The sequence below is a fragment of the Streptococcus mitis genome (assembly GCF_002096845.1).
GTDB classification, from domain to species: domain Bacteria; phylum Bacillota; class Bacilli; order Lactobacillales; family Streptococcaceae; genus Streptococcus; species Streptococcus mitis_A.
Window position 1 is genome coordinate 19,542 of sequence record NZ_NCVK01000008.1, and the last position, 11,666, is coordinate 31,207.

Annotated in this window: 15 protein-coding genes and 1 pseudogene; 15 read left to right on the plus strand and 1 reads right to left on the minus strand. The window is 39.7% G+C overall.

Features of this window, described 5'->3' with window-relative positions:
• The first annotated feature begins 45 nt into the window (after positions 1-45).
• Both B7695_RS02495 and B7695_RS02500 read left to right on the plus strand, forming a co-directional pair.
• Positions 46-777, plus strand: a complete 732-nt coding sequence (locus B7695_RS02495) for an ABC transporter ATP-binding protein (RefSeq protein ID WP_084889560.1) — start codon at positions 46-48, stop codon at positions 775-777.
• Positions 774-1,823, plus strand: a complete 1,050-nt coding sequence (locus B7695_RS02500) for an ABC transporter permease (protein WP_084889561.1) — start codon at positions 774-776, stop codon at positions 1,821-1,823. The genes B7695_RS02495 and B7695_RS02500 overlap by 4 nt, the downstream gene beginning before the upstream one ends.
• Before the next feature lie 61 nt (positions 1,824-1,884).
• Here the strand turns inward: B7695_RS02500 and B7695_RS02505 are convergent, their stop codons facing one another.
• Positions 1,885-2,214, minus strand: a complete 330-nt coding sequence (locus tag B7695_RS02505) for a helicase BlpT (protein WP_084889562.1) — start codon at positions 2,212-2,214, stop codon at positions 1,885-1,887.
• Positions 2,215-2,509: 295 nt separating this feature from the next.
• Here B7695_RS02505 and B7695_RS02510 point away from each other — a divergent pair, with 295 nt between their 5' ends.
• The 13 genes and pseudogenes from B7695_RS02510 (at position 2,510) to B7695_RS02580 (ending at position 11,652) form a co-directional block, all read left to right on the plus strand.
• On the plus strand, positions 2,510-3,247 hold the full coding sequence (locus tag B7695_RS02510; RefSeq protein WP_049546811.1) for a response regulator transcription factor: 738 nt from the start codon (positions 2,510-2,512) through the stop codon (positions 3,245-3,247).
• Positions 3,248-3,260: 13 nt separating this feature from the next.
• A complete protein-coding gene (locus tag B7695_RS02515; RefSeq protein ID WP_084889563.1) occupies positions 3,261-4,610 on the plus strand; it encodes a sensor histidine kinase in 1,350 nt (449 codons plus the stop codon).
• Positions 4,611-4,738: 128 nt separating this feature from the next.
• On the plus strand, positions 4,739-5,035 hold the full coding sequence (locus B7695_RS02520; protein ID WP_235230875.1) for a hypothetical protein: 297 nt from the start codon (positions 4,739-4,741) through the stop codon (positions 5,033-5,035).
• An 850-nt stretch (positions 5,036-5,885) separates the two neighbouring features.
• On the plus strand, positions 5,886-6,290 hold the full coding sequence (locus B7695_RS02535; RefSeq protein ID WP_049505115.1) for a hypothetical protein: 405 nt from the start codon (positions 5,886-5,888) through the stop codon (positions 6,288-6,290).
• A gap of 71 nt (positions 6,291-6,361) precedes the next feature.
• The gene (locus tag B7695_RS02540; RefSeq protein ID WP_192855714.1) at positions 6,362-6,745 is read left to right on the plus strand and encodes an immunity protein; all 384 of its coding nucleotides are present in this window, start codon (positions 6,362-6,364) and stop codon (positions 6,743-6,745) included.
• Positions 6,746-6,781: 36 nt separating this feature from the next.
• Positions 6,782-6,992: pseudogene (gene blpZ, locus B7695_RS02545) on the plus strand (immunity protein BlpZ).
• Between the two features lie 68 nt (positions 6,993-7,060).
• Entirely contained in the window at positions 7,061-7,672 is a 612-nt protein-coding gene (locus tag B7695_RS02550; protein WP_084889567.1) for a CPBP family intramembrane glutamic endopeptidase, read from the plus strand.
• Between the two features lie 161 nt (positions 7,673-7,833).
• Positions 7,834-8,628 (plus strand): cell cycle regulator CcrZ, encoded by a 795-nt coding sequence (gene ccrZ, locus B7695_RS02555; RefSeq protein WP_049524267.1) that lies wholly within the window; start codon positions 7,834-7,836, stop codon positions 8,626-8,628.
• Complete coding sequence (gene trmB / locus B7695_RS02560; RefSeq protein ID WP_001266094.1) at positions 8,625-9,260, plus strand: tRNA (guanosine(46)-N7)-methyltransferase TrmB; 636 nt, start codon at positions 8,625-8,627, stop codon at positions 9,258-9,260. Before ccrZ ends, trmB begins: the two co-directional genes overlap by 4 nt.
• A 125-nt stretch (positions 9,261-9,385) precedes the next feature.
• Positions 9,386-9,865: a ribosome maturation factor RimP gene (gene rimP, locus B7695_RS02565; protein ID WP_001808916.1), complete on the plus strand. Its 480-nt coding sequence runs from the start codon at positions 9,386-9,388 to the stop codon at positions 9,863-9,865.
• 43 nt (positions 9,866-9,908) lie between these two features.
• On the plus strand, positions 9,909-11,045 hold the full coding sequence (nusA, locus tag B7695_RS02570; RefSeq protein WP_000032285.1) for a transcription termination factor NusA: 1,137 nt from the start codon (positions 9,909-9,911) through the stop codon (positions 11,043-11,045).
• 21 nt (positions 11,046-11,066) lie between these two features.
• Positions 11,067-11,360, plus strand: a complete 294-nt coding sequence (rnpM, locus tag B7695_RS02575) for an RNase P modulator RnpM (RefSeq protein WP_000857562.1) — start codon at positions 11,067-11,069, stop codon at positions 11,358-11,360.
• On the plus strand, positions 11,353-11,652 hold the full coding sequence (locus tag B7695_RS02580) for a YlxQ-related RNA-binding protein (protein WP_001041390.1): 300 nt from the start codon (positions 11,353-11,355) through the stop codon (positions 11,650-11,652). Before rnpM ends, B7695_RS02580 begins: the two co-directional genes overlap by 8 nt.
• Positions 11,653-11,666: the final 14 nt, after the last annotated feature.

Consider the following 11,666-nt stretch of genomic DNA (forward strand, 5'->3'; position numbering starts at 1 on the left):
AATTTTGATATAATATAGCTACATTATACCAGATTTGGAGAAAATATGTTAGAAATTAAAAACCTGACAGGTGGCTATGTTCATGTCCCTGTCTTGAAAGATGTGTCCTTTACTGTTGAAAGTGGGCAGCTGGTCGGTTTGATCGGTCTCAATGGTGCTGGGAAATCGACGACCATCAATGAAATTATCGGTCTCTTGACACCTTATAGTGGCTCCATCAATATCAATGGTTCGACCCTGCAAGAAGATGCGACTAACTACCGCAAGCAAATTGGCTACATTCCTGAGACGCCTAGTTTGTATGAGGAATTGACCCTCAGAGAGCATATCGAAACAGTTGCCATGGCTTATGGTATCGAGCAGAAAGTGGCTTTTGATCGAGTAGAACCTTTGTTAAAAATGTTCCGTCTGGACCAGAAATTAGACTGGTTCCCTGTTCATTTTTCAAAAGGGATGAAGCAAAAGGTCATGATTATCTGTGCTTTTGTGGTGGATCCGAGTCTCTTTATCGTGGATGAGCCTTTCCTTGGTCTTGATCCGTTGGCTATTTCTGACTTGATTCAGCTTTTGGAGTTGGAAAAGCAAAAGGGTAAGTCCATTCTCATGAGTACCCACGTGCTGGATTCAGCGGAAAAGATGTGTGATGCCTTTGTCATTCTTCACAAGGGAGAGGTACGTGCTAAGGGAAATCTCCTGCAACTGCGCCAAGCCTTTGATATGCCTGAGGCTAGTTTGAATGATATTTACTTGGCTCTGACCAAAGAGGAGGAGCTATGAAAGACTTGTTTTTAAAGAGAAAGCAGGATTTTCGTAAGGAGTGTCTTGGTTATCTGCGCTATGTTCTCAATGACCACTTTGTCTTGTTCCTGCTTGTCTTGCTGGGGTTTTTAGCCTACCAGTACAGTCAACTCTTACAAGATTTTCCTGAAAATCATTGGCCTATCCTTTTATTTGTAGGAATTACGTCTGTTTTACTGTTGCTTTGGGGAGGAATTGCCACCTATATGGAGGCTCCAGACAAGCTCTTTCTCTTAGTCGGAGAAGAGGAAATCAAACTCCATCTCAAACGTCAAACTGGCATTTCCCTAGTCTTTTGGCTCTTTGTCCAGACCCTTTTCTTGCTTTTATTTGCGCCCTTATTTTTGGCGATGGGTTATGGCTTGCCTGTCTTCCTAATCTATGTGCTTTTATTTGGGGTAGGGAAATATCTGCTCTTTCGTCAAAAGGCCAGTAAATTTTACACTGAAACTGGACTGGACTGGGACTATGTTATTTCCCAAGAAAGCAAGCGTAAGCAAGTCTTGCTTCGTTTCTTTGCCCTCTTTACGCAGGTAAAGGGAATTTCAAACAGCGTCAAGCGTCGTGCCTATCTGGACTTTATCCTAAAGGCTGTTCAGAAGGTGCCTGGAAAGATTTGGCAAAATCTCTATCTGCGTTCTTATCTGCGAAATGGAGACCTCTTTGCGCTCAGTCTTCGTCTGCTCTTGCTTTCCATACTGGCGCAGGTCTTTATCGAGCAAGCTTGGATTGCGACAGCAGTGGTGGTTCTCTTTAACTACCTCTTGCTCTTCCAGTTGCTGGCCCTCTATCATGCCTTTGACTACCAGTATTTGACCCAACTCTTTCCGCTGGACAAGGGGCAAAAGGAAAAAGGCTTGCAGGCGGTAGTCCGAGGATTGACCAGTTTTGTTTTACTTGTGGAATTAGTTGTCGGATTGATTACCTTCCAAGAAAAACTAGCCCTTTTAGCCTTACTGGGAGCTGGTTTGGTTTTACTAGTCTTGTATTTACCTTATCAGGTCAAACGTCAGATGCAGGATTAATCTTGCCTATATTACACTAAAAAAGAAGTTGAGTTCAGTTTATCTCAGCTTCTTTTATTTTCTACAGGATAATGGTTGGTCCGTAGAGACTCAACTTGGTCTTGACTTGGTCAAAGTGGAAGCGGTCATAGGCCCGCCAAGCGGCGCGAGTAGGAGCATCTGGATCAAGAGCGCTGAGGCCCATGAGAAGACTGGAAGTCTGGTAAAATTTTTCCAGTTCAATCAAGACTCGATTATCCACAGTCTCAACCTTGGCTAGAAAACCAAGAATAGAGTTTAATTGCTCCTGAAAGCGGACGTCGTCAGCAGTTGCCTGTTTGCATGCTTGGTAGGCTTTGTTTAAGTCAGTAATCAAAGTCTGAGCTCTTTTGATAGGGTCTGTATCTGTCATGAGAATTCCTCCTCTAATCTAGGTGCCAGTCTTGTTTCTAGCAACTGTGTTTTGATACTGTTAGTCTATCATTTTTAGAGTTTTTTTCAGCTTCAAATCTTTAATTGTCCTTGAAATTTCCTGAATGGTACTGTTAAGATTTTATGATAAAATAGTTGTAAGATTATCATGCTTATTTGAGGGACAAGATACCTTTCAGGAGTGTTGAATGCCTGTTTAGGATTTGGTGGGCTTGTATCATAGTATTTTTGCTATTCTCTTTTTAGGAAGAAATCAAAACAAGGAGAGTAAGAAGATGAGAATATTTGTTTTAGAAGATGATTTTTCCCAACAGACTAGGATTGAAACGACGATTGAGAAACTTTTGAAGGAACATCATATTACTCCGAGTTCTTTTGAAGTTTTTGGTAAGCCAGACCAGCTGCTGGCAGAGGTGCATGAGAAGGGAGCCCATCAGCTATTCTTTTTGGATATTGAGATTCGAAATGAGGAGATGAAGGGTTTGGAAGTGGCTAGAAAGATTCGGGATCGAGACCCCTATGCCCTGATTGTCTTTGTGACGACTCACTCGGAGTTTATGCCACTGTCCTTTCGCTACCAAGTGTCTGCTTTGGACTACATTGATAAGGCCTTGTCAGCAGAGGAGTTTGAATCTCGTATCGAGACAGCCCTCCTCTATGCCAATAGTCAAGATAGTAAAAGTCTGGCGGAAGATTGCTTTTACTTTAAATCAAAATTTGCCCAATTCCAGTATCCTTTTAAAGAGGTTTATTATCTTGAAACATCGCCCAGAGCCCATCGTGTTATTCTCTATACCAAGACGGACAGGCTGGAATTTACAGCGAGTTTAGAGGAGGTTTTCAAGCAGGAGCCTCGTCTCTTGCAGTGTCATCGCTCTTTTCTCATCAATCCAGCCAATGTGGTTCGTTTGGATAAGAAAGAAAAACTCCTTTTCTTTCCCAATGGAGGAAGCTGTATGATTGCGCGTTATAAGGTCAGAGAAGTGTCTGAGGCTATCAATAACTTGCATTGAGCTAGGAGAGTTTATGAATATTGCTTGGATATTATTGTATACGCTTATTACTAATGGGCTAAAAATTGTTATTTTCTTTAAGGTAGATGGAATTGGTCTCAATTTTGAGAGAATTTTTAAGGCCTTTCTTTTTAAGCTACTTTTGGCAGTTGTTTTTGTAATGATTAGCTATATAGTAGGAAATGATTATCTATCTTATTTTATGGAACCCTTGTACGGTATAGGTTTGTCTTTCTTACTGTTAAGAGGGCTTCCTAAAAAACTCCTCTTCTTTTATGGTCTCTTTCCAATGATATTGGTGAATCTCTTTTATAGAGGGGTCTCCTATTTTGTGCTTCCATTTTGGGGACAAGAAATTGTAGATAAAGGTAGCAATCCTATCTTTTTATTGATGACGATATTCGTTTGCTTCATAGTTTTAGTCTTTTTGAAATGGTTAGACTATGATTTTACTAGTTTGAGAAGGGAGACTCTCGATAAAGGTTTTCAAAAGTCCCTGACTACGATTAACTGGATAATGGGGGCTTACTATCTAGTGATGCAAAGTCTGTCTTTCTTTGAATATGAACAAGGTATTCAATCAACGACTGTTCGCCATCTCATCCTAGTCTTTTACCTACTCTTTTTTATGGGTATTATCAAGAAGCTAGATACCTATTTGAAGGACAAACTCCATGAGAGATTGGACCAAGAACAGGCCTTGCGCTACAGAGATATGGAACGCTATAGTCGGCATATAGAGGAACTTTACAAGGAAGTACGGAGTTTTCGCCATGACTACACCAACCTCTTGACCAGCTTACGTCTGGGTATTGAAGAGGAGGATATGGAGCATATAAAAGAGGTCTATGACTCGGTCTTAAAGGATTCTAGTGAAAAATTGCAGGATAATAAATATGATCTGGGCCGATTGGTGAATATTCGTGATAAAGGCCTCAAAAGTCTTCTAGCAGGAAAATTTATAAAAGCTAGAGAAAAGGATATTGTCTTTAATGTCGAAGTTCCTGAGGAGATTCAGGTCGAGGGGATGAGACTACTTGATTTTCTAACCATTGTGTCTATCCTTTGTGACAATGCTATTGAAGCCAGTGCAGAGGCTAGTCAACCTCATGTTTCAATTGCCTTTTTAAAGAATGGAGCACAGGAGACCTTTATTATCGAAAACTCCATCAAAGAAGAGGGAATAGATATTTCTGAAATCTTCTCCTTTGGAGCAAGCTCTAAGGGGGAGGAGAGAGGAGTTGGTCTCTATACCGTCATGAAAATTGTGGAAAGCCATCCCAATACCAGTCTAAATACCACCTGTCAAAATCAAGTCTTTCGTCAGGTTTTAACGATTCACTCGATGTCAGTTGATGATTAGAAGATTTGTGGAAAGAAGTACTGCCCAAAGTCATCAATTAAAATACTATAGTATGCGAGGTATATTAAATGAATAAGAAATCCTTTTTTATCATCTGTTCTACGTTGATCATAGCATCGAATCTTCTCATGATTTCCGTGGTGAACAAGGGAGAAGAAACGGGTGGCAATCTGTTTGTGATTGCTATAGCCTGTGTTATGCTACCAGCCTTTTTATATGCAGTTGAAAACAGACTTACTTCAATGGTAAGAGTAGAATCAATACTCCTGATTCAGTTGACAGTTATATCCCTACTCCGTCTTATCAACAGAATAGGGAGTACGCCTGAAATCCTCAACATTATCATTACCCTTATCGCTTTGGCAAGTGGGACAGCTGCTATTCTTGTTGCAATCATGAGAATATATGAGAACAGACGGAAGTAAGGGTGCATAGCTTTCAATTTTAGATCTTTACGTTGTTAAGTTCCCCCAGGGCAAGTATGTTTTCCATGCTTGCTTTTTAAATTTTTTAACAATTCAAGATGTTTTGATGACCATTTATGATTTGGATGGAAAATTTTAAAAAATAGTAGTATACTAGCATTGTTAAGATTGCAATAGGACGAAAATAAAAAGAGGTATTCCTCGTGAATGCAAAAACAATGTTACAATTGGCTATTATGGTTGCTTAAAGACTTGAGTTTGTGTACTTGGAGGTAATTATGGATTTCAAAAGTTTTCTTATTGTTTTTGTTGTTAGTATGCTTATTTCTTTTGTTACTTATTTAATTAGGGAAAAATTTTTAAAATCTCCAAAGAAGAATAAAGATAGATCTAATTAGATAAAGAGATTTTTTATCGCTAGTTTAATCTACAGTTGAGTTTCTTTAATATTGTTTCGCCTGTTAAAATGATATGTGATAGCAGGATAAAAAATCTACAAATTAAGTTGGTATCAATACGGTGTAAAGGGCAAGTATGTTTTTCATGCTTGCTTTTTTTATTTTTAACAATTCAAGATGTTTTGATGACCATTTGTGATTTGAGTAATCCAAGGATAAAATGAGTGCTATACTAGCAGTGTAAAGATTCTAGCTCAACTAAGATAAAGCACACATTTAGGAGGAAATCTTATGAAGAAAAAAATATTTATCATTTTCATCTTGTATCTGATCATGTCCATCTTTCTATATCCGCTTAGGGAGAGTGCTTGGTATCATCTATTTTATACCATAGCCTATGTGATTGCAGTGATGATTTATTTTGCTTTAATGAAAAAGAAAGGAGAAAAGAAATGAAAACTTTTCTTGCTAAAAAACGGAACATCTTCCTTGCGAGATTGTTCCTAGGTCAGTTGCCCTTGCTTGTCTCTACTTATTTATTTCTATCTCGTCAGTTTTTAAATTTTTCCTTAGTTTTCCAATTTCTCTTAGTGGTTATTAACTTAGCTTCCATTTTGGTCACTGTTTACCTCACTAGGGAAATGAGGATAAGAGAGTTTGAAGATGATGATTTGGTTAGCCCTAGAACCAATCAACTCATGTATATTGGCTTGACAGGCTTTATGTCTATTATCTGTTTGTATAGAGGTATCACAGCAGGAGAATCCTACCAACAACTAATCGCTTATATTGGCGCGGTTCTCTGCTTGCTTATCATGCTGTTGCTCATTTGGGGCTTGAAGTATTATAAAAAGTAGTTTGTCTTCCTCTTCTGGATTAGAAGCTTCTATTAAAACGTTCGTGAAATAAATGAATGGAGGTATTTAATATGAAATACAGATTATTTCTTGTTATTTTCGTGAGTAGTATGTTGAATATTCTTTTAGGGACATTTTTACAAATCTCTAATGTGTCGATTGGGTGGCTTGTTCTCTACAGTGGCTTATTTGAAGCAGGCGTTTTCCTTTTTGCTAATAAAGGGGTGGCGATAAAAATCAAGGAAGTAGACATTCAAAACCGCTTTAAATTTATTTTTGGAAAAACGGTATGGTTTCAAATTCTTTTGCTTATCTTTTTGATGGTCAAACTTTATCTTGGTTTGGATGCGAAGTTGATTTTATTCTATGGACATATTTTCATTGTCTTTAATGCCTTAATGTATCTATTATCTAGTAGTCAGGTTAGCCTTAAAAAGAACAAACTGCCTTCTTAATCTTACAGAAGTAGAGCTTGAAAAGGGGAGGTCATCATGTATAAACACTTATTTTTCCTAAATTCAAAAACCTTAGACTGGTTGACTCCTTATATTCTGGTCTTGGCTTCTGACACCATTACCTTTAATGTTTTTGTGCTAACCTTTGTATCTGTTATGGCCTTTTATTTCCTAAACCCCATGCTATCTTTAATGGCTATCTTTTTAGGGGGGTGGTTATGTGGTCGGATTTTGGTTACTCAAATGATTTGTTTTGGAAAGGCTAGAACTAAAGAATGACGTGTAGGAAGTCTGTTTGTTGAGGAGGATAGTTTTATGGAGTTTTTTGATAAATTTCATGCCTTGTGTTTTGGATTTTTAGTACTAATAATCGTCATTACAGTTCCTTATACGATTAACCATGGGGATTTTTTTCAAAATGAATCTGAATTGATTATTGTAAGTCTTCTAGTAACCTCGCTGAGTGTTGCTTATGCTAGAAAGTTTGATATGATTTCTTTTGGGATGTTAAGCAAGAAACAACTTTTGCTTTTCACTGCAATCTTTCTTCTAAGTGTACTTGAGACGCTGGTTTATATTCATTTCTTCGCTGTTTCTTCTGGCGCAGGAGTTCAACACTTGGCGGAAGTCAGCAGAGGAATTTCTCTGTCTTTGATTTTGACTACCTCAGTTTTTGGCCCCATCCAGGAGGAACTCATTTTCAGAGGACTTCTTCAAGGTGCGGTTTTTGACAACTCTTGGTTAGGGCTTGTGCTAACTTCCTCTCTCTTTTCTTTCATACATGGACCTTCTAATGTCCCTTCGTTTATTTTTTATCTACTTGGGGGCTTGTTGCTGGGCTTTGCTTATAAAAAGAGCCAAAACTTATGGGTTTCTACTCTGGTCCACATGTTTTACAACAGTTGGCCACTCTTATATTATTTATAAAAATTATGAAAAGGTAAGTAGGAGATGGTGCTTACCTTTTTCTTTCTATAATGATACTCAAGCCAATCCAGAGGCTTTTCTTTGAGAATCGGGTGTGGAGCGGTTGACGAATAGGGCAAAAACTAGTAGAATAGTAAGGAAACTTTATACGGAGGAAAGAAATGGATTTGGGTGATAATGAGCTAACACTGACTCCCATACCTGGGAAAAGTGGCAAGGCTTATATGGGTAGCTATCCTGATGGAAAGCGCATCTTTGTAAAAATGAACACCTCTCCAATCCTACCTGGTCTAGCTAGAGAACAAATTGCTCCACAATTATTATGGAGTCGCCGTTTGGCAGATGGGCGTGATATGTGTGCTCAAGAATGGTTGACAGGCAAGATATTGACCCCCTATGATATGAATCGTAAACAAATCGTCAATATTTTAACCCGCCTTCATCGCTCACGTCCTTTGATGACGCAGTTGAGTCGTTTGGGCTATGCCATGGAAACACCTGTAGATTTACTACAGTCTTGGCAGGAAACGGCTCCAGATGCTTTGCGTAAAAATCATTTTATCAGTGAAGTGATGGCTGATTTACGTCAGACTATTCCAGGATTTAGAGAGGACTATGCGACCATTGTCCATGGAGATGTACGACATAGTAATTGGATTGAGACAGATAGTGGCTTGATTTATTTGGTAGATTGGGATTCGGTTCGCTTGACCGATCGCATGTTGGATGTGGCCCATATGCTCTGCCATTATATTCCAGAATATCAGTGGAAGGAATGGTTGACCTACTACGGCTATAAGTATAATCAAACGGTATTAAATAAATTGTATTGGTACGGTCAATTGTCTTACTTGAGCCAGATTTCCAAGTATTATATGAACCAAGATTTAGAAAATGTCAATCGGGAGATTCATGGCTTGCGTCACTTCCGAGACAAGTATGGAAAGAGAAGATGAGAGTTAGAAATCGTAAAGGGGCGACAGAATTACTAGAGGCAAATCCCCAGTATGTGGTCCTCAATCCCTTGGAAGCCAAGGGGAAATGGCGGGACTTGTTTGGCAATGATAATCCTATTCATGTGGAAGTTGGAAGTGGAAAGGGTGCCTTTGTTTCAGGTATGGCTAAGCAAAACCCTGACATCAACTATATCGGGATTGATATTCAAAAGTCTGTTTTGAGCTACGCTTTGGACAAGGTGCTTGAAGTTGGAGTGCCTAACATTAAGCTCTTGTGGGTAGATGGTTCTGACTTGACTGACTACTTTGAAGACGGTGAGATCGACCGCTTGTATCTGAACTTTTCAGATCCTTGGCCGAAAAAACGCCATGAAAAGCGTCGTTTGACCTACAAGACCTTCTTGGATACCTTCAAGCGCATCTTGCCTGAAAATGGAGAAATTCATTTCAAGACGGATAACCGTGGCTTGTTTGAGTACAGTTTAGTGAGCTTTTCTCAGTATGGCATGAAGCTCAATGGTGTCTGGTTAGATTTACATGCCAGTGATTTTGAAGGCAATGTCATGACAGAATACGAGCAAAAATTCTCCAACAAGGGGCAAGTTATCTACCGAGTTGAGGCAGAATTTTAAGAAATAGCCTGAAATCAGGCTGTATAGGTGCTTTTGCTTTACATAAGTTGGCAAACGTGCTATACTATGAGTAAGAATATGAAAAGTGAGGCGGGGAAATATCTTCGCCTCTTGCTTATGAGGAGGTGGACGCAATCGCAACAATCGTAGAATTAGTCAGAGAAGTTGTAGAACCTGTCATAGAAGCTCCTTTCGAACTCGTGGATATCGAGTATGGAAAGATTGGCAGTGACATGATTCTCAGTATTTTTGTAGATAAACCTGAAGGAATTACCTTGAACGACACGGCAGACTTGACAGAAATGATCAGTCCTGTCCTAGACACCATCAAGCCAGATCCCTTCCCAGAACAATATTTCCTAGAAATTACCAGTCCAGGCTTGGAACGTCCTTTGAAAACCAAGGATGCCGTCGCTGGAGCGGTTGGTAAATACATCCATGTCGGGCTCTACCAAGCCATCGATAAGCAAAAGGTCTTTGAAGGAACCTTGTTGGCCTTTGAAGAGGACGAGTTGACTATGGAATATATGGACAAGACGCGTAAGAAAACCGTCCAAATTCCATACAGTTTAGTATCAAAAGCACGTTTAGCAGTTAAATTATAGAAAAAGAAAGGATAGCTTTTGAGGATTCAAAAGTGAAGAAAACATGAGTAAAGAAATGCTAGAGGCCTTCCGCATTTTGGAAGAAGACAAGGGAATCAAAAAAGAAGACATCATCGACGCAGTAGTAGAGTCGCTTCGTTCCGCTTATCGCAGACGCTATGGTCAATCAGACAGCGTAGCTATTGATTTTAACGAAAAAACAGGTGACTTTACAGTCTATACTGTCCGTGAAGTGGTTGATGAAGTATTTGATAGCCGTTTGGAAATCAGCTTGAAAGATGCTCTTGCCATTAATTCAGCCTATGAACTTGGTGATAAGATTAAGTTTGAAGAAGCACCAGCTGAGTTCGGTCGTGTAGCAGCCCAATCTGCTAAACAAACCATCATGGAAAAAATGCGTAAGCAAACACGTGCCATCACTTACAATACTTACAAAGAACATGAGCAAGAAATCATGTCTGGTACTGTAGAACGCTTTGACAACCGTTTCATCTATGTCAACCTTGGCAGCATTGAAGCCCAATTGTCAAAACAAGACCAAATTCCTGGAGAAGTTTTTGCTTCTCATGATCGTATCGAAGTATATGTTTATAAGGTTGAAGACAACCCTCGCGGTGTGAATGTCTTTGTTAGCCGTAGCCATCCAGAAATGATCAAACGCTTGATGGAGCAAGAAATTCCAGAAGTTTATGATGGAACTGTTGAAATCATGAGCGTGGCTCGTGAAGCTGGTGACCGTACGAAGGTTGCCGTTCGTAGCCATAATCCAAACGTGGATGCTATCGGTACAATCGTTGGACGTGGTGGAGCGAATATCAAGAAGATTACTAGCAAATTCCACCCAGCTCGCTACGATGCCAAGAGCGACCGTATGGTGCCAATCGAAGAAAATATCGATGTTATCGAGTGGGTAGCAGATCCAGCTGAATTTATCTACAATGCCATTGCTCCTGCTGAAGTTGACCAAGTTATCTTTGATGAAAACGACAGCAAACGTGCCTTGGTGGTTGTTCCAGATAACAAGCTTTCTCTTGCCATCGGTCGTCGTGGACAAAACGTGCGCTTGGCAGCTCACTTGACTGGTTACCGTATTGATATCAAGTCTGCTAGCGAATTTGAAGCCATGGAAGAAGCTGGTTCGGTAGATTTGGAAGCAGAAAACGATACTGTAGAAGAATAAAAGCTGCTAGAGGAGGGAAAGATGAAAACAAGAAAAATCCCTTTGCGCAAGTCTGTCGTGTCTAACGAAGTGATTGATAAGCGTGATTTGCTCCGCATTGTCAAAAACAAAGAAGGGCAAGTCTTTATCGATCCGACAGGCAAGGCCAATGGCCGCGGCGCTTATATCAAGCTAGACAATGCAGAAGCCCTAGAGGCGAAAAAGAAGAAGGTCTTTAACCGTAGCTTTAGCATGGAAGTGGAAGAAAGCTTTTATGACGAGTTGATCGCTTATGTGGATCACAAAGTGAAAAGAAGAGAGTTAGGACTTGAATAAGCAAAAGATAAGCAATCTCTTGGGACTTGCTCAACGAGCAGGGCGTATTATATCGGGTGAAGAATTGGTGGTCAAGGCCATTCAAGACGGCAAGGCCAAGTTAGTCTTTCTAGCCCATGATGCTGGACCCAATCTGACCAAGAAGATTCAAGATAAAAGTCATTATTATCAAGTAGAAATTGTAACCGTGTTTTCAACACTGGAATTAAGCATAGCAGTCGGGAAATCAAGAAAGGTTTTGGCTGTAACAGATGCTGGATTTACAAAGAAAATGAGGTCTCTTATGGAATAGAAGAGGAGGACATG